The organism is Limosilactobacillus alvi, assembly GCF_016900115.1.
Lineage (GTDB): Bacteria > Bacillota > Bacilli > Lactobacillales > Lactobacillaceae > Limosilactobacillus > Limosilactobacillus alvi.
This window is the reverse complement of the sequence record NZ_JACJJQ010000041.1, coordinates 1-17,862: the sequence shown is the minus strand read 5'-3', so window position 1 is coordinate 17,862 and position 17,862 is coordinate 1. Positions and strand designations below refer to the sequence as shown.

Below are 17,862 nucleotides of genomic sequence, written 5' to 3'. Positions count from 1 at the left end.
TTGACCGCGGAAAAATTCCGTGCTCAAGCCGCATAAATAATTTTTCTGTTTGAACTGTATACTTGACAGGCAATAGTGCCTACCAATTTTTGATTTAGGGGATTTTATGTATAAAAAAAGAAGACGGCTGTCCCCCGTCTCTTCAAAAAGAAAGGACCGTCTCCATGAATGAGTATATCAAAAATCTAACGGGATTAACAGACAATTTAATCATAACCAACCATCAAATAGGTGATTATGGTTCGTTTATTCTTCCGTACTTTCCGCAAACTTCGTCTTAATGTAATCAGCGGAAACTTGGAGCTTTTGCAGTTCTTCTTCAGTAAGGTCTAATTGCAAACGTTCTAAGATCCCATCAGCCCCAACAATCGCTGGGTAGGAGAGGTAAAGCCCGTATTCAGGAGCGTAGTTAGAAACAGGTAATTCAGTGTGGGCATCGTTGAAGATCGTTTCGACTAAACGGACTGCGGCGGTTGCAATCCCATAGCTCGTATACTTCTTGCCGTAAAAGACGGTAAAGCCACCTTCCCGGGCTTGCTTGTCCATTTCATCAAGATTAAGGCCCTGTTCTTCTGCTAGTTCAGTAATTGGTTTGCCGAGAACGCGGACTGTTGACCAAGCAGTGAATTGAGAGTTCCCATGTTCACCAAGGTTATAGCCAACAACCGAGCGCGGATCGATCTCAAGTGAATTCGCAACGGCATGCTTCATCCGTGCTGAATCAAGTAAGGTACCGGTTCCAATCACATGTTCTTTAGGGAGTCCAGTCCCTTCTTGGTAAAGCATCGTGATCACGTCAACTGGGTTGGTAATCACCACCATCTTACCGTGAAAGCCGGAAGCTTTGATCTTCTTTGCGACTTCTTTTACTTGGGTACTGGTAAATGGTAGTTCGGCAAACCGATCATTATTTGGATTATCTTGGAGTTTGATATTTCCTAAGGCTGAGACAATAATATCGGTGTCTGCTAGTTCAGCGTAGTCATTGTAAGCAAATTCAACGTGGTGGGAGAGGTTTGCCATCGCATCCTTGAAGTCAATGACGTCAGCTTTGACTTTTGCTTCATCGAGGTCAAAGAGGACCAACTTATCAACTAGTCCACTGACAACCAAATGATGAGCAACTGTTTGGCCGACATGACCATCCCCGATTACGGCAACTTTTCTTGACATAATTTCAGCTCCTTAAATTAGATTTATTCTCATTGAAATTTAATTTACCATTTAATTGTTAAAAAGGCAAGCCGAAACCGCTCACAAGGGGTAGAATATAAACAGATTGGAGGTAATCAGAATGAACTTGACGAATGCAATTAAGTTACGGCAGGCAAATCGAGAGTTTAAAAAGACGCCATTAACGGCAGAAGAAGTTGAACAATTAACCGAAGCTGCAGGGTATGCGCCTGTTGCTCGGGGCCGTTTTAATGACTTTTTAATCACCGTTGTAAATGACCCGGCCACGATTGATATCTTAGAAGCTAACGACACTGGTCACCCTTTCTATGGGGCACCAACGGTTATTATGATTTCAACAACCTTAACCGGGCAATCAGGCTTTTTGAGTGCCGGAATGATTGCCGAAAATATCGAATTAAAAGCGACAGACCTCGGCCTTGCAACTTGCACCATTTTAGGGGTGGTTAAGGCAAGTATCGAAGAGTCCGAAGCCGCTCTAAATAGTTTGGGCTTACCAGGTGACTTCCATCCCGTTTTGGCAGTTGCAGTCGGGCACCCAGACCATGAATTAAAGCCGCGGAACTTTGTCACTAACCGCCTGCGGACGGTAACGATTGATCCAGAAAAGTAAGTTAGCAAGCAAAAAGACTATCAATAAAATTCCGTTAAAAATTTTATTGATAGTCTTTTTTTAGTTCAAATCTGCTAAGTCTTTTGCAAAGTATGCTTTCAGATAACGGGCAACCCCAGCGTGGTCATTGTCGTATTCGGTTTCATCGTCAGCAATTTCTTTAATTAGTGGAATTGCATTTTTCATGGCAACGCCACGGCCAGCGTAATCAATCATTTCGTAATCGTTTTGTTCATCACCAAAAGCAATGATATTTTGCCGGTCGATTTGATAGAATTTGGCGACGTGATCGAGGCCGTCTTCTTTATGAACACCGCGATGAATCAATTCCATGATGTCATAAGGGCCACCCCAAATCCGGGGTTCAACAAAGTCGCCGTAGCGTTCAGCAATCTGGCCTAAAATTGTCGTTTTTTGTTCGGGCGTAAATTCGATTGTTAAGGCGATTGGGTCGGTGGCCAGGTTTTTGGCGTTTAAATATTGGTCATCCCGTAACTTTACCGGTAAAAATTCTGGTAACATATCAGTTGGGTGGTCTGCCCAGACGTGAAGTTTATCTTCAGCCACTAAGGTTTTTAAGCCCAGTTGATCTTTAGCATCCAATAAGTTTAAACTCATCTCCCGGGAAACATTAAGAATTTGTTCTCCGGCCCAATGCTTGTGGGGAATGTGAGTTAAGGCGCCATTGAAATTGACCATCGGGGAGGTTAGGTGTAAGGCGTCATAAATGTGTTTTGAAATTAAGTAGGGACGCCCGGTTACAATTACTACTATGTGTCCTGCCCGTTCAAGCTGGTGGAGAGTCGCAATCGTCTCAGAGGCAAGCTTTGACTTGCTATTTAAAGTGGTGCCATCTAAATCTAGGGCAATTAGGTGCCGTTGCATATCATCCGTCCTTTCGTAATAGTTCTGACTATTATATCATGTTTTGCTTTAGCGTTGCGTAGGTAATCCCGGGGCGGTAGAATGGAAGCTGAACATTAAATTGAAGGGAAGAAATTTTGTGCAACTACCAACGGCCTTTATTGAAAAATATCAAAAGTTACTTGGCGAGGAGGCTCCGGCTTTCTTGGCAAGCTTTGACCAAGCAAGTTACAGTGGTTTCCGAATTAACCCCTTGAAGCCAGGATTGCCAGTAGCGAGCCTTGAGCAAGCGACAGCAAAAGCGCCTCATGTAAAGACGGGGTACTACGGGAAAGTTAATGGCAACTCCCTTGACCACGTGACCGGGTGGGTTTATAGCCAAGAACCATCAGCAATGACGGTTGGAGAAGTTGTTGCACCACAACCAGGGGAGAAGGTCTTAGATCTGTGTGCGGCCCCTGGGGGAAAAAGTACCCACCTGGCTGCGCAAATGCAGAACCAAGGGCTGTTAGTCGCTAATGAAATCTTCCGGAAGCGGGCGAACATCTTAGCTGAAAATCTGGAACGGTGGGGGGCGCAAAATGTTGTCGTTACCAATGAATCACCCGACCAGTTAGAAAAGCATTTTCCCCAATTCTTTGATCGAATTTTAGTTGATGCTCCTTGTTCAGGAGAGGGGATGTTCCGAAAAGAACCAGCTGGGATAGAATACTGGAATCCGGATTATCCAGCTGAATGTGCAAATCGTCAACGCAAGATTTTAGCTTCAGCCATGGTGATGTTAAAGCCAGGTGGAACCTTAATCTACTCAACTTGTACCTTCGCCCCAGAAGAAGATGAGCAAATGATTGCTTGGCTTTTAAAGGAGTATCCAGACCTTGCTGTAGCGCCAATTGAAAAAACGGCAGGGATGGATGATGGCCGACCAGAATGGGCGGATGGCAATCCAGAGTTGAAGAAGGCTTGCCGGCTCTTCCCGCATCACTTTAAAGGGGAGGGGCATTTTATCGCCAGGTTAGTTGACCAACGTTCCAGCCAACCTGAAAAAAAGAAAAAGGCTAAAAAAGGCCAATCATTGGATCGCAATTTTCGACTCAGCAAAGATGAAAAAAACTTAGTAAATGACTGGTTAAATACGATGGTACCTGACCTAAAGGTAAAAAGGATGGTCAAGTTTGGGAGCCAAGTTTATGCCGTTCCTAGCGTCATGAGTAGCTTGGTTGATTTAAATGTTTTACGCCCTGGTTTGCACTTAGGAACCCTAAAGAAGAAGCGCTTTGAACCAGCCCATGCCCTGGCTTTAGCTTTGCATGCAAGTGAGGTCACGAGGGTTGTTACCATCACCGAAGACGAATGGCATTCCTACACTCATGGTGAAACTTTATCAGGTCATTCTGAAGAAAAGGGGTGGACCCTTTTGACCTGCCAAGGTCACAGTATCGGTTGGGGAAAGGTCGTTAATGGGACAATTAAAAACTTCTACCCAAAGGGGTTACGGAATTAGTTAACAGGGTAGTGATAAAACCTTACTGGCTTGAGTTTCTGTATAACATTTGAAAATATAAAGAGGCTGAGAAAAAACACTAACCATTAGCTCAGGAACGTTGAAGAGAGCTCGCCGACTTATTTGGCGTCTGTGAAGTCCATGCAAGGTCGAATAGATAGGTGCAACATCTACTATTTGGCTACATTCCAACGTTTAAGCTAGTGGTTTTTCTTCTCAACCTCTTTTTTTCAATCATTTGCTTTGCAATTTTCGTTGTGCTAAATAGCCCACTAATTCTGGCGAAAGAATAGTTTTTACTCGTTGCCAATCAGCAGTTGATTGACAACCAAGCAGGGCGTAGAGCCGTTTAATTTCACGTACCCAATGATCAATGGCGCGATCAAGGCCGGCTTCTTGATTTTGGATTAATTCATGTAAGAAGTAGCCAGCCACCCCAACGGCTGAAGCTCGCATGGCTAAAGCTTTGACGACATCAATTGGGCTGGTAATTCCACCACTGGCAATAATGGTTGGCCGTTTAGTTAATAATTGTGCTTCGAGTAGACTTTCCGGTGTCGTTAAGCCAAAATCGTAGAGGTCAGTAAAATCATCTTCATGGTTTCGCCGGTCTTCTATCATGGCAAAGTTTGTTCCACCTCGACCTGAGACATTCACAATTTGCGCTCCAAGTTGGGCGAGATCCGCAATGGTTTGGGCACTCATTCCGAAACCAACTTCTTTAATGATTACTGGAACATCGAGGTTAGTGATGATTTCTTTGAGGTTTGCTTGCCACTTGAATTTTCGGTCCCCTTCAGCCATGACTGTTTCTTGAGCGGCATTGAGATGGATTTCCAAAGCATCGGCATTAATTAACTTGACCGCCGCTTGGGCTTGCTTTAAGTTAGCGCCCGCACCAAGGTTAGCAAAAATCAACCCATGCGGATTTTCTTTCCGTAAACAGGTAAAAGATGCCTCAGCAGCTGGATCTTTAAAAATAATGCTCATTGATCCGGTTGCCATGGCAAGATGGTGCTTAGCGGCTAGTCGAGCTAAGGTGCGGTTGATCTTAGTGGATTGCTGGCTTCCTCCAGTCATCGCTTCGATATAAAAGGGGACCGCTAGTGAAAGGGGTCCCAACTTGGTAGTTAAGTTAACATCTTTAACAATCGTTTCAGGAAGTCCTGTTGGGACTAACCGAACGTTATCAAAAGGATGGCTTTGATGGCTTACTGAGTATAATTTTTCGGCTAATGAAAGGTGTTCAACCTTACGATGCGCTTGCAATGATTCCATGGTACTTACCTCGTTGGCTTTAGGGAGTAACGTTGGACGTCACCGATGTAGTGAACAGTTAATGGTAATCGTTCAATGCCTGCAACTTGCCAAGCAATCATCAAATGGCTTAAATCGACATGGGAATCAATGGCGACAATACCACAGTCACCGCCCCCAGCCCCGGAAGCTTTGGCCGCACCGCCAAATTGTTCAGCTACTTGACAAAGTTTCTTTAAAAGGGGTGTTTCAATATCTACCCCTGATTGACGTGCTAAATCAGCCAGTAACATCCGGTTAGTGCGAATTTGGTCTTGAATGATCCGCAAGTCTCCAGTCCGAAAACCTTGAACCATTTTTTTAATACAGAGGCGGCTGTTTTCTAGAAACTGATGATATTTTACTTGGTGTTCTGCTTTGAAGATTGCGATTTTATCAACTAAGCGAGAAGTTGAAGCGGGTTTTCCTGTCCAACCAATCACTAATTTTAAATTGGTAGGTACACTCAAGGGTTCAATTTTTAAGTTTGGCCAAGGTAGAGTTAATAGCTTAGGTAAAGACAAAACTTTTCGTTGTTCAGCAAGCCACTGGCGGTCAAAAGAATGGTAAGCAATCCAACCGCCATAAACAGAAGCAGCAACATCCCCTAAGGAGCCATTGCCTTGGACGGAAAAGTGGGCGATGGCTGCTAATTTAAAGATTTGATCCTTAGTGACCTTTAGATGGTAGAACTCACAAAGGGCGCGAACAGTAGCGACGGTTACGGCAGCGGAGGAACCCAAACCGTACTTTCGGCCACTTTGATTATCAAGTTGACTATCAATTTGCAGGTCATAAACCTTGAGCTCTTGATGGCAGGCTTTGGCATATTCTTCGGTGACCTTGATTGCCGCTAAGATATATGAAAAAGGATTGTCGCGTTGGTCAACAATTAGTTCATCTCCTTGCCGGCGCCATGACACCGCATTGTTTTGGTATTGCTGGCTAATAATTTGCCCGGTTTCACCATTTGCATTTTTAATTGTACAAGTAATAAATTGGTTGAGGGCAACCAGAATTGCTGGGTAGCCGTTTTCAACGACGGCATATTCGCCTGCAATGTAAAGTTTGCCTGGTGCTTTTGCAGTAATCAAATTTAGGCATTCCTCTCGTCTATAGTTCTTCAACGCCGGGGCCTGGTTTAGCGACCGCCAAGTGGTCAGCCCCAAATTGGGCGGCTAACGTATTAAAGATCGTTTCCCGGTCCGCTTGGTCGTAGATTACCTTCACGTTGGGACCGGCATCCATCGTATAATAACAGTTTACCCCGCATTCATGCAAGTTATCGATCGTTGCCATGGCCGCCAGGGTCTGGGAATTAAAGTAAGTAAAGCCAGGATCAGCGGCTAAGTTTAAAGCGTGCATCCGTAAGGCATTGGTTTGAGCAATGTGCCCGATTTCATTGACATCATGCTTGGCAATTGCCATTTTAATTTTCGCCATATCAGCCTTAACTACTTCTCGCCAGGCTGGATAATAAGGCGAGGTTTCAACCACGTGTTGCATCCCCCCACGACTGGAAACCTTCTTTTCCCGGGTATCTATGAGAATTGCTATCATTTCAAGGCCGAAGTCAACGCTTTCTTCAATTGGTTCAGCAAAAGAAGTCGCATCATCAACACCGGCATGCCATTGTACCAAACCACCAAAGATTGATCGAGTTGCTGAACCCGATCCCATCCGGGCTAAGCGGGAAAGATCCTGCCGGGTGGGATGATGACCACTTGCCCAGGTTGCAGCGGCTGCTAAAGCTGCAAAAGCAGAAGCGGATGAAGCAAGACCAGCGGCCATCGGGACATTGTTAATTGAAGTTACGTGGGCAAAGTCGCTTACTTGATAGCGTTCCCGGACCAATGTTAAGAAATCACTAACGCGTTTAGCTACTTTAGGTTTGGCAATTTGACCATCAATTTGAATTTGATCGGATTTAAGAGTCGGATCAAATTCGACCTTTGTCGTAGTATAGAATCGATCGAGGGTTAAGGAGAGACTATCAGTTTGGGGAAGCATGAGTTTTAGATCTTTTTTTCCCCAATATTTGACAAGCGCAATATTAGTGTGAGCACGTGCCGTCGCTTTCATTTAAACTTCCTCCTTTAATGGTTGTAGCCAAGTTTGGGTAGCCCCGGCATTTTGTAAGTTAGTAACAAGTTGGTTAGCAGTTTGATGATCTTTAGCGAGGGCAAAGAAGCACCCCCCCCGGCCACCTCCCGTTAATTTTGCCCCGAGGGCGCCGGCCCGTTTAGCCTCGGCAATTAAACGATCAAGAGTTGGATCACTGACGTTCAGGGTGGCTAAATTGATTTGGGCTTTATCCAAAACCGTTCCTAAAGCTTGCGGTTGGTTGGAAGCAAGAAAATGCTTGGCATCTTCGGCTAACCGACCGAGATCATCAATCGCCGCCTGGGCTGTTGTTGGATGAGCGGTTAGTTCAGCTTTAACTGCCGCAATTGCTTCTTTGGTGGCGCCGTGAACACCGGAATCCCCAATTACAACATAAGCGTCCAAATCCAAGGGTAAGGTAACCCCGGCCTGACCCCGGACAAACCATAATGGTTGGGCGGAACTCACCGTTGCAGCGTCCAAACCACTCGGACTTCGGTGGGTAACCTTTTCTTCAATATCCGCCCATTTAAGTAATTCTTGCCGGTCGAGGGGAACCTCATAGTAATCGAAAAAGGCGCGGACAATTGCTACTGCCGCTGCCGCAGAGGATCCCATCCCCCGTTCGGCTGGAATTTGGGAGGTCACCGTCATTGCCCAGTGACCATCATCCTTAAAACGAACTTGGAGAGCGGAAATTAACTTTTGAATTCCCTTCATTGATGCTGGAAGTTGGGCCAATAAACCAGTGTAATACCGGCTTTCAATCTGAGCAGAGCCGCGCTGAGGCGATAGTTGAACTTTGGTTTTAATATCGGGAAGCGGAAGGGCAATTGCCGGTTGCCCGTAGACCACACTATGCTCACCGATCAAAATTAACTTGGCGTGACTTTCACCATAACCCATTGTTTTCAAAGTCCGTAACCTACTTTCTAAAATAACTTCCTCCATTTTACCATTAAAAAGCAAAAGATGAGAAATGGTCATGAGGGATCGTGGTTATTTTTGATTGATCATAGTATGATGGATGGAGATCAAAAGAAGAAAGAACGAATTGAAATGAGAAAAAAACAAGCCGACCACGGTCAAATTTATTCGGTGGTAGACTTAGAGACCACCGGTACAAACGTTAAGGAGGGGGATCGGATTATCCAAATCGGGTGCCTCCTAATTTGTGATGGAGAAATTATCAATCGTTTTGAAACGAAAGTTAACCCCCTTAAACCTATTCCACGATCAATCACCCAGTTGACGGGAATTAGTAGTCACGATGTTGAGAGTGCGCCAGTCTTTGATGATTTGGCACCGATGTTAACAAGTATGCTTGCGGATACAGTGTTTGTGGCTCACAACGTTAACTTTGATTTTCCTTTTTTAAATGCGGAATTAATGGCTGCCGGGGAAAAACCTTTGCAAATTCCGGCAATTGATACGGTGACCTTAAGTCAACTCCTGTACCCAAATGCTAAAAGTTACCGCCTGCGGGACTTAAGTGCCAAATTAAAAATCGAGCATGATCAACCACATAGTGCAATTTCGGATGCGGAAGCTACTGCACAGTTATTAGTGGATTTACTAGCGCGACTACATCAGCTTCCAACCTTAACCTTGAAAAAATTGGTAAAGATGGAATTGGTCTTACCGCAACAAACAAAATTATTATTTGAACGGGAATTACGGCAACGCAAACTTAAGCCGCAATCCTTGTCAGAGGATTTGTATGTTAGTCACGGTCTGGTTTTGCATAAAAAGCGACCGCTAACAATCAGTGAGGGGGATGCCCGGTTGATTTATCCAATGACGAAACGGCAAAAGATTCGGCTTTACCAGGATCAATTGGTGTATCGGCCAATCCAAGCTAAAATGATGAACGCCATTTATAACTTCTTTACCCGGGATAAGGCCCGCCAAGTAATGGTTGAAGCGGGGACGGGGGTCGGAAAGACTTTGGGTTACCTCTTGCCACTTACCTATTTGACGGTGCCAAATGGGAAAATTATTGTTTCGACAGCGACTAATTTATTACAAAGCCAGCTCCTTACTCAAGGAATAGCCCAATTGAAACAATTACTTCCGGGGCAAATTAATGCGGTTACGGTAAAGGGAAATTCTCATTACCTTAGTATTAGTAAATTTGCCTATTCATTAATGGTCAACGAAGATTCTCAACTCAGTCAGTTTTTGAAGGCGAAAATTCTAATCTGGCTTTTGCAAACTACGACCGGTGACTTGGAAGAATTAAACTTAAACGCTCAACAAATTCCGTATTTGAGCGAAGTTAGCCATACTGGATTAAATAATTTATCGGCAGACGATCCCTTTTACCGGGATGATTTTCTAGTTAGTCGGCAACGTCAATTACGCCACGCCAACGTCGTTATTACAAACCATGCCTACTTAGTGGCTCATGCGGCAGAATTAGGTGCTTTGGCTAATGAAACCTATTTGGTGGTTGATGAAGCCCAAAATTTAGCAATTAACTCCCAACGCGAGAGTCGTCAACAGATTTCTTTTAATCAGCTTCGAATAGCAATCAACCAAATGCAAGCTTTGACAAATTCTAGCAGTAACGCCAATTTAGCAGAACTCTTCAATGCTTTTCCAATTGGTGCTTATCACGTAGAGCTGATCCGTAAGGATTTATCAGCCTTAAAAGACTTGATTGAGCAATTAACCTTGGCCTTTTTAACGAAGGTAGACCAACAGCCCAATCTGGATGGCTTTATCGAACAAGTTTTAGTAAATGGTGAACTGGTAATCATGCTAGATTCTAGTAATCCGCTAATGGAAAGTTTTGAACAAGCGACAGCCAGCCTAAAATTACATTTCACTACACTTCAGCACCTCTTTAATGATCACGCTGAACGATGGTTAGGAAGCGATCGATATCTGATGAATCAATTTGCAAGTCAGTTAAGTCATTTGATGACAATTGAAGCTGGTTTTCAAGCAATTCGAGCTACCTTAGAAAAAAAAGATGAGACTCCGCTTTTTTGGCTGACAATGCGGTCAAGGAGTGAACGGTCAACTTTGGTTTTAACTGGTGGCAATTTAACTGTCAATCATTTCTTGAGGGAACGGGTCTATGCCCATTTCAACCGCCAACTATTTGTTGGGGCAACCCTTTTTACATCCAATAAATCCGCTTTTATTTTTGACCAATTGGATTTAGAACGGGAAAAAGTTAAGATTAAACGTCTGCCAGTTGCTTTCGACTACGAACACCAGGCGCGATTTCTGATGGCAATAGATGCCCCTTCGCCAACCGAAGCTAGTGATGAAACAGTGATAACTTACTTATCACAAACCATTGCCAATTTAGCAGAAGCTACTAATTGTCAAACGGTTGTTCTCTTTAACTCTCTTCAGACTATCGAGCGGGTTTACACTAAGTTACGACAAACTGATCTATTCAATCAACGGGATATATTAGCTCAAGGGATCAACGGTAACCGGGATAAACTTTTGAAACAATTTAGTACCGGCCAAAATACGGTTCTTCTGGGGGCAGCCAGTTTCTGGGAAGGAATCGATTTACCAGCCAACCAACTACAACTGCTAATTATTACGCGTCTACCATTCGAAGCACCGAACCGCTTTGAAAATCAGGCCCGTTGTGAATTGTTAAAGCAGGCAGGGAAAAATCCCTTTTATCATTATGAGCTACCACAGGCGATAATTCGACTTCGTCAAGGCGTAGGTCGATTATTACGGACACCAACTGATAATGGAGTGGTTGTTGTTTTGGATCCGCGGATTACGACGAAACGTTATGGAAAGACAATGCAAAATGCTTTACCACCATCCTTAAATAAGGAAAGCTTAATGACAAGTGAATTAACCCAAAAGGCGGCGGCGTTTTTAACTCAGCAAGCAAGGAAAGTCAATGAAAAATGAATTAATCCCTACTAAGCGGGGCTAATCTATGATAAACTTTTACTGATATTGTTTAGGAAGGAAGGCTTTTATGCAAAGTCGGCGAGATGTTCAACGTCAAAGAAGTCGGATTTCTGGGAAAAAACTGGTCGTTAGGACTTTAATGTTTCTTCTGGTAGTAATTTTAGTTACTTGGGGGACATTTGCTTTAGCAACCCAACCAATGCGAAGTGCTCAACACCAAGCGATCCGTTTGGCGAAAAGGTATGCTGGCCTAAAGACCACGAATGGTTTCTATACCTATAATCGTGATCATACCTATTACACTGTGAGTGGGGAAAATCGCCAAGGGCAAGCTGTTTTAGTAATTGTTCCCCAAAAAGGGGGGAAGCTTCGGGTAGTTAAGCAGTCAAATGGCTTGACTAAACAAGAGGCAATTGCTAAGGTGCGGTCTGAAAACAAAGTTAAAAAGGTTTTACGGGCGGCACCGGGAGTTTTTAATGACCATGTGGTTTGGGAAGTATCTTACCGCAATGCGAATGGATCACTTTGTTATGACCTGTTAAACTTTACATCTGGCAAGTACGTTCAACGGATCAACAACCTATAAGAGTATTTGGAGGAATCACGAGTGCAAACAATTAACATTATTGATGCGCCAAAGCACGTCAACGAACGAGTAAAAATTGGGGTTTGGTTAACCGATAAGCGTTCCAGCGGGAAAATTGCTTTCTTGCAATTACGGGATGGAACAGCCTTTTTCCAAGGCGTTTTGCTCAAAAACAAGGTTACCCCCGAAATTTTTGAAATGGCAAAGCATGAATTGCACCAAGAAGCCAGTTTCTGGGTAATTGGGGAAATTCATGAAGACAAGCGTTCCAAATTTGGATACGAAATTCAAATCGAAGATATAGAATTAATCGATAAGAGTGAAGATTATCCAATTGGAAACAAGGAACATGGAATCGATTTCTTATTGGACAACCGGCATCTTTGGTTACGGTCGAGTAAGCCCCAAGCAATGATGAAGATCCGGGATCGAGTTATCCGAGCCAACTACGAATATTTCGGAAGTCATGGCTTTACTAAGATTGATCCACCAATTTTGACAGGGAATGCACCTGAAGGAACGACTGATCTTTTCCACACTAAGTACTTTGAACAAGATGCTTATCTTTCTCAGTCTGGTCAACTTTATGAAGAAGCAGGGGCCTTAGCTCTGAACAAGGTGTACTCCTTTGGACCAGTTTTCCGGGCTGAAAAATCTAAGACGCGGCGACATCTAATTGAATTTTGGATGATCGAACCGGAAATGGCCTTCATGCATCAAGAAGAAAGCTTGGAAGTTCAAGAAGAATATGTGGCCTACTTAGTTGAAAAAGTGATTGAAGATTGTAGCCATGAACTTGAAGTCCTTGGTCGGGATCCTGAAACCTTGAAGCCATTTACCCAAACGCCTTACCCACGGATTAGTTATGATGAAGCCATTGATTTATTGCAAGAAGGTGGCTTAGACGTGAAGTGGGGCGATGACTTTGGTTCACCAGAAGAAACCTTCTTGGCTGATCACTTCTCCAAGCCAGTCTTCATTTTGAACTATCCAAAGTCAATCAAGCCGTTCTACATGAAGAATCACCCAACCCGGGATGATGTTTACATTTGTGCCGACCTCTTAGCCCCAGAAGGTTATGGGGAAATTATTGGGGGGTCCGAACGGGAAACGGATTACGATACTTTGCTCCAAGCTGTTAAGGATGCCGGTTTAGACCCAAAGGATTATGCTTGGTACCTTGACTTACGGAAGTACGGGTCAGTTCCGCACTCCGGTTTTGGTCTTGGTTTGGAACGGTTCTTAAGTTGGATCACTTTACAAGACCACTTACGGACGACGATTCCATTCCCACGGATGCTCAACCGGCTTTACCCTTAATTTAGAAGCTAATTTAAAATTAAATTTAATAGGCCACCAATTTGAGTAGGAAGAGTAACGCTTAATTTAGGCAGTTTTAGGTGATCACTTCTTACTGAAGTTGGTGGCTTTCTTACTTACATTGAGTTACCCGTGATTTGGGTTTAAGGAGGAAATATGGCAGAAAATATTCTTTCCAAATATTTAGTACTCGGCCAGACAACCATTAGCAATGTCTTGTTACATCATTACCATGACTTGGGGATGAGTACCGGAGAATTTATGGTTTACCTCGAATTAAAGAGTTTTTTGGATCGGGGACAAGTCCCAAATATTAAACAAATTGCGGGTTACTTAGGAACAAAAACGGATCAAGTCTATGGATTGATCCATGAACTTGCCAATCACCAATTTTTACGTCAGACTTTACAAAAAAATGAAAGTGGCCAAGAAGCAGAAGTTTATGACTTTTCACCCTTAGAAAATAAAATTGCCACTTTTTTGATGAAGGACCAAGCTTCTCAAATAGCTCAAGAAAAGGTGACCAAAGAAGAACTTTTTAAAAAATTAGAAAGCGGTTTTGGACGCCTTTTAAGTCCGATGGAAATTGGGTTAGTGAATGACTGGCTTAATGAAGATCACTATGATCCCGCAATTATTGAACTTGCCTTACGGGAAACGGTTTTAAATGGTAAATATAATTTCAAGTATATGGATCGGATCTTATTGAACTGGCGACGACGGAAATTAACGACTGCCCAAGCAGTCGAGGCAGATTTAAAGAACTATGCGGAGCAACGGTCCGGGAGTTCAGTTAATCAAAAAGCAATGGATCAACTGCCAACGCCGCATATTCCAATTTTTAAGTTAGCCGATCAGCCAAAAGGTAAGAATCAGTAAAGTTCAATTCTAGGAACGATTAATATTTGACTTTTAGATATAATATGATTAGAACTTATTAGTGGAGGATTTTTTGTTTATGAATAAGAAACAAAAGTTAGCCGTTTCATTAATGGTGGCAACGGCTTTAGCAACCCCGGCCGTAATGACGAGTGCGGCTTTTGATCAACCAGTGATAGTCGCCCATGCGGATACAACCGCGAATCAGGGACAACAAACATCAACGTTGTCTAAGTCCTATGTCGTCTATGGATCTGGTGCTTCAGAAAGTGCCTATGCCAACTTAAATGATGTGATGGATGTTGATTCATCCTTTACGAAATTGACGGCGACGGGGCAGGATTATGCCACTTACATCGGAAATGGGAGTACAACCAGTGATGCTTCGATGATTTCATCAGTAGCAATCACGCCTACAGATCCTGGCTCTGGGGTTAAAGTGAATATCAAGAAGTATAATGGAGAGAGTAATATTACTAAGGTCACAGCTCAGCAATACGCTATGGTTGCACAAATGGCTGGGGTTACCGATATTACCATCACGGTAACGGCCAATCGGGCGGTTTCTGGTGAATCTGCTTTAACGGGAGTTTATAAGGCCTTTGCCGCTGATGGACATCAGTTAAACACCCAAAACACAAGTGCGGCCAACTCAGTGTTAACGGCAACTCAAAGTGCGATCGACGCTAATAGTAACGATAGTGGTTACGCTGGAAAGTTGATGGCAGCTGTTGGGGATACTTCCAAGCAAGTGGCCCAAGAAAAACAGAATGGTAAAAATCTCACTAAAGTACAAATCCAAGTGATCCTAAAACAAGCTCTGCAAAAACGGGGAGTAGCGGACCAAACCAGTACTAACCAACAAAGCCAAATTGCTGACGCTTTGGTAAACTTCCAAAATTCACCAATTTCATCTTCAAAGACTTACGTTTCAAATGTTTCCAATACGATTAATAACGTAAAGAATTCGACTGGGGATTTGATGAATAAGGCGAAGAATTGGTTGAACAGTGATTCTGGTAAGCAAGCAGCAAGTCAAGCGACCAATTGGTTTCAACGATTGGTTAATTGGATAAAGGGATTCTTCCAACAAAATTAAGATTATAAAGAAAAAGGCTTAGAAAACTTTTCTAAGCCTTTTTTGATGTAAATGATTGGCATAAAAAAAGTTAAAAATGATAAAATCGATATATTGCTGAATTCGGAGGGAAAAAATGAACAATAACAATGTTTTGAAGGGGATGACCTGGGCTGGGTTAGCCTCATTTAGTTGGGGGATTTCGGGAACGGTTTTACAACTGATTTCTCAAAACCTTGCTGTTCCTGGTCCGTGGATGTTCTCAACTCGGACAACGGTCACAGGAGTCTTCTTATTACTCCTAAGTGCTGTCATTTACCGGGGAAAGATTTTTAATGTTTTTAAGACCAAACGAGCCTGCCTTTCAGTCGTTACTTATGGTTTATTTGGACTTGCAGCTAACTTATTAACCTTCTATTACTCGATTCAAACTGGGAATGCGTCGACGGCGACAATTTTACAATACTTATCACCACTCTTTATTGTTTTAGGTGGAGTTGTTTTTTATCGCCATCGGCCACTCAGAAGTGACATTATTGCTTTTATTATTGCTTTATTTGGGGTTCTTCTTTGTATTACGCGGGGGGATTTAACCCACTTGGCAGTGCCGTTGGTGTCTTTGCTTTGGGGGCTTGGCTCTGGGGTTACCGCTGCTTTTTATGTTGTCTTACCCAAAGTAGCTGCTGAGGACAATCCACCGCTGGTTGTACTTGGTTGGGGAACGATGATTGCCGGAATTGCCTTTAACCTAATGCATCCCTTCTGGGTGGGAGTACCACCTTTGACAACTACTTTAGTTTCATCCGTTACAACCGTCATTTTCTTTGGGACGATCTTCCCATTTGGGATGTTGCTCTACGCTAGCCGGATGGCACCTGCAGATGTGGTAAGTATTATGGATGCCTTGCAACCAATTATGACAACGATCTTAAGTGTTATTTTTTTCCACTTAAAGATCACCTTCTTTGAAGTGATTGGGATTGGGTTAGTGCTTTTAGCTATCTACATTCTTCAGAATGGCCGCCGAAAAGGGGTCAATTTGGAATAAATCAGGCTAATAAAAAACCGTCAATTTGGTCGTGCTCGTTTCAAGTAACCACTTAATTGACGGTTTTTAAAGTAGCTTTCACCCTTTTTTTCATTACCAATTTCGTGTAAGATGGTTGATGGAAATGAGGGATAAGATTGTCTTTAAAAGTTTTTTTAGAGTTAGTTGAAATTAAGGCTAAGACGGCAAGTATTTTACCGTGCTTATTGGGCCTATGTTTAAGTGTTTTTTATTTTAATAGTGTCAATTGGGGCTTGATGGCAGTTTTCTTTGTGGCAATGTTACTTTTTAATATGTCAGTTGACATGCTTGATAATTATCATGATTATACCCACGCAGTTGATACTGAAGATTATAAACAAAATACCAATATTATTGGACGAGAAGGGCTTTCACCCAAACTCGTCTTCTGGATGTTGGTATCTTTTGTAACAATCGCAGCCTTATTAGGAATTTTTTTAGTTACGAAAGTTGGACTACCACTTTTATGGATGGGAATCTTTTGTTTTGCGGTTGGAATTGCCTATTCTTCGGGCCCATATCCCTTATCTGGTCTACCGGTTGGGGAGTTCTTCTCTGGTTTTACCATGGGCTTCATGATTACCTTGATTAGCGTTTATATTAATGCCTACCAACATTTTACTTGGGATCCTTTTAGTTTATTAGTGATTTTCTTAGTTGCTTTACCAGATGAACTCTGGATTTCCAATTTGTTGTTGGCAAACAATATATGCGATGCCCAAGAAGATGAGGATAACCAACGGATTACGATTGTCCACTTTATTGGGAAAAAGGTGGCTCTCCAGGCGTTTGCAATTAAGAATGTCATCGCCTTTTTAGCAATTATCCTAGCGGTTTTCCTCGGTTTTACTCCGTGGACTACTTTATTAACCCTGTTGTTAATTCCGTTCGTAATTAAACAGACCCGGATTTTAAAGGCTCGCCAAGTCAAAAAGGAAACTTTTCCAACGGCTATTCGGATTCTTCTCCTTGGTTCTCTAGTTCAAGTGGTAACTTTTGCTTTGGGATTGTTACTTAATTGGGTATTTTAAAGTGATGCGATTAATTCAATAGAAATTAAAAAGAGGATGGGGAAAAGCTCATTGACGGCCTGGTTGGGATAAGTGCGAACGAAGGTTGATTCATTAGAATCGGCCTTTCGTTCGCACTTATCCACTAAGGCCGTGCTTTGGAGCGAACCAGCCAACTGGTTTGGCGTTTGTGAGCCCATGCAAGGCTGAATAGGTTGGTGCGACCGTTAGGGAAGCAACTGCCATTCAGCTACTGCTTTGACCTTAGTTACTGAGTAACATTCGGAGATGACAAAGAGAGGGTGGGAATTAACTATTAATTTTTGCCCCTCTAACATTAAAATCCGGACTATAATTTTTGCCTTGGGTACTATTGCCTGTCAAGTATACAGTTCAAACAGAAAAATTATTTATGCGGCTTGAGCACGGAATTTTTCCGCGGTCAA

The 17,862-nt window shown here is 42.9% G+C and carries 15 protein-coding genes; 9 read left to right on the top strand and 6 right to left on the bottom strand.

Translation table 11 applies throughout. The features are described from left to right. Window positions 1–246: 246 nt before the first annotated feature. The gene (locus H5993_RS07820; protein WP_204776923.1) at window positions 247–1,173 is read right to left on the bottom strand and encodes an L-lactate dehydrogenase; all 927 of its coding nucleotides are present in this window, start codon (window positions 1,171–1,173) and stop codon (window positions 247–249) included. 121 nt (window positions 1,174–1,294) lie between these two features. Here H5993_RS07820 and H5993_RS07815 point away from each other — a divergent pair, with 121 nt between their 5' ends. Then, entirely contained in the window at window positions 1,295–1,807 is a 513-nt protein-coding gene (locus H5993_RS07815) for a nitroreductase family protein (protein ID WP_180871964.1), read from the top strand. Between the two features lie 60 nt (window positions 1,808–1,867). Here H5993_RS07815 and H5993_RS07810 read toward each other — a convergent pair whose 3' ends face one another. Continuing rightward, on the bottom strand, window positions 1,868–2,692 hold the full coding sequence (locus H5993_RS07810; RefSeq protein WP_204776922.1) for a Cof-type HAD-IIB family hydrolase: 825 nt from the start codon (window positions 2,690–2,692) through the stop codon (window positions 1,868–1,870). A gap of 118 nt (window positions 2,693–2,810) precedes the next feature. Here H5993_RS07810 and H5993_RS07805 point away from each other — a divergent pair, with 118 nt between their 5' ends. Further along, window positions 2,811–4,175, top strand: a complete 1,365-nt coding sequence (locus H5993_RS07805; RefSeq protein ID WP_204776921.1) for an RsmF rRNA methyltransferase first C-terminal domain-containing protein — start codon at window positions 2,811–2,813, stop codon at window positions 4,173–4,175. 234 nt (window positions 4,176–4,409) lie between these two features. Here the strand turns inward: H5993_RS07805 and fni are convergent, their stop codons facing one another. The 4 genes from fni to mvk are packed head-to-tail and all read right to left on the bottom strand — an operon-like array spanning window position 4,410 to window position 8,480. After that, window positions 4,410–5,453: a type 2 isopentenyl-diphosphate Delta-isomerase gene (gene fni / locus H5993_RS07800; protein WP_204776920.1), complete on the bottom strand. Its 1,044-nt coding sequence runs from the start codon at window positions 5,451–5,453 to the stop codon at window positions 4,410–4,412. A gap of 5 nt (window positions 5,454–5,458) precedes the next feature. Continuing rightward, window positions 5,459–6,565: a phosphomevalonate kinase gene (locus H5993_RS07795; protein WP_204776919.1), complete on the bottom strand. Its 1,107-nt coding sequence runs from the start codon at window positions 6,563–6,565 to the stop codon at window positions 5,459–5,461. 19 nt (window positions 6,566–6,584) lie between these two features. Next, window positions 6,585–7,553: a diphosphomevalonate decarboxylase gene (gene mvaD / locus H5993_RS07790; protein WP_204776918.1), complete on the bottom strand. Its 969-nt coding sequence runs from the start codon at window positions 7,551–7,553 to the stop codon at window positions 6,585–6,587. Beyond that, window positions 7,554–8,480 carry a mevalonate kinase gene (gene mvk, locus H5993_RS07785; protein WP_239458051.1) on the bottom strand — a complete coding sequence of 309 codons (927 nt, stop codon included), beginning with the start codon at window positions 8,478–8,480 and terminating at the stop codon, window positions 7,554–7,556. 114 nt (window positions 8,481–8,594) lie between these two features. Here mvk and H5993_RS07780 point away from each other — a divergent pair, with 114 nt between their 5' ends. From H5993_RS07780 to H5993_RS07750, 7 genes are all read left to right on the top strand, one after another. Beyond that, window positions 8,595–11,471: a helicase C-terminal domain-containing protein gene (locus H5993_RS07780; protein ID WP_428980935.1), complete on the top strand. Its 2,877-nt coding sequence runs from the start codon at window positions 8,595–8,597 to the stop codon at window positions 11,469–11,471. 70 nt (window positions 11,472–11,541) lie between these two features. After that, window positions 11,542–12,060, top strand: a complete 519-nt coding sequence (locus H5993_RS07775) for a cell wall elongation regulator TseB-like domain-containing protein (RefSeq protein ID WP_204776916.1) — start codon at window positions 11,542–11,544, stop codon at window positions 12,058–12,060. 21 nt (window positions 12,061–12,081) lie between these two features. Beyond that, entirely contained in the window at window positions 12,082–13,380 is a 1,299-nt protein-coding gene (gene asnS, locus H5993_RS07770) for an asparagine--tRNA ligase (RefSeq protein ID WP_204776915.1), read from the top strand. A 156-nt stretch (window positions 13,381–13,536) separates the two neighbouring features. Continuing rightward, window positions 13,537–14,259, top strand: coding sequence for a DnaD domain-containing protein (locus H5993_RS07765; protein ID WP_204776914.1), 723 nt, complete (start codon window positions 13,537–13,539; stop codon window positions 14,257–14,259). A 79-nt stretch (window positions 14,260–14,338) separates the two neighbouring features. Further along, on the top strand, window positions 14,339–15,358 hold the full coding sequence (locus tag H5993_RS07760; protein ID WP_180871974.1) for a DUF1002 domain-containing protein: 1,020 nt from the start codon (window positions 14,339–14,341) through the stop codon (window positions 15,356–15,358). A 115-nt stretch (window positions 15,359–15,473) separates the two neighbouring features. Further along, window positions 15,474–16,385, top strand: a complete 912-nt coding sequence (locus tag H5993_RS07755) for a DMT family transporter (protein WP_204776913.1) — start codon at window positions 15,474–15,476, stop codon at window positions 16,383–16,385. A 137-nt stretch (window positions 16,386–16,522) separates the two neighbouring features. Continuing rightward, on the top strand, window positions 16,523–17,437 hold the full coding sequence (locus H5993_RS07750) for a prenyltransferase (RefSeq protein WP_180871976.1): 915 nt from the start codon (window positions 16,523–16,525) through the stop codon (window positions 17,435–17,437). The last annotated feature ends 425 nt before the right edge of the window (window positions 17,438–17,862 follow it).

What these genes read in the sequence shown, in the direction of transcription:
- H5993_RS07820 (WP_204776923.1), bottom strand. Translation starts at nt 1,173, where the DNA reads ATGTCAAGAAAAGTTGCCGTAATCGGGGATGGTCATGTCGGCCAAACA.
- H5993_RS07815 (WP_180871964.1), top strand. Translation starts at nt 1,295, where the DNA reads ATGAACTTGACGAATGCAATTAAGTTACGGCAGGCAAATCGAGAGTTT.
- H5993_RS07810 (WP_204776922.1), bottom strand. Translation starts at nt 2,692, where the DNA reads ATGCAACGGCACCTAATTGCCCTAGATTTAGATGGCACCACTTTAAAT.
- fni (WP_204776920.1), bottom strand. Translation starts at nt 5,453, where the DNA reads ATGGAATCATTGCAAGCGCATCGTAAGGTTGAACACCTTTCATTAGCC.
- mvaD (WP_204776918.1), bottom strand. Translation starts at nt 7,553, where the DNA reads ATGAAAGCGACGGCACGTGCTCACACTAATATTGCGCTTGTCAAATAT.
- mvk (WP_239458051.1), bottom strand. Translation starts at nt 8,480, where the DNA reads ATGGGTTATGGTGAAAGTCACGCCAAGTTAATTTTGATCGGTGAGCAT.
- H5993_RS07780 (WP_428980935.1), top strand. Translation starts at nt 8,595, where the DNA reads ATGATGGATGGAGATCAAAAGAAGAAAGAACGAATTGAAATGAGAAAA.
- H5993_RS07775 (WP_204776916.1), top strand. Translation starts at nt 11,542, where the DNA reads ATGCAAAGTCGGCGAGATGTTCAACGTCAAAGAAGTCGGATTTCTGGG.
- H5993_RS07765 (WP_204776914.1), top strand. Translation starts at nt 13,537, where the DNA reads ATGGCAGAAAATATTCTTTCCAAATATTTAGTACTCGGCCAGACAACC.
- H5993_RS07760 (WP_180871974.1), top strand. Translation starts at nt 14,339, where the DNA reads ATGAATAAGAAACAAAAGTTAGCCGTTTCATTAATGGTGGCAACGGCT.
- H5993_RS07755 (WP_204776913.1), top strand. Translation starts at nt 15,474, where the DNA reads ATGAACAATAACAATGTTTTGAAGGGGATGACCTGGGCTGGGTTAGCC.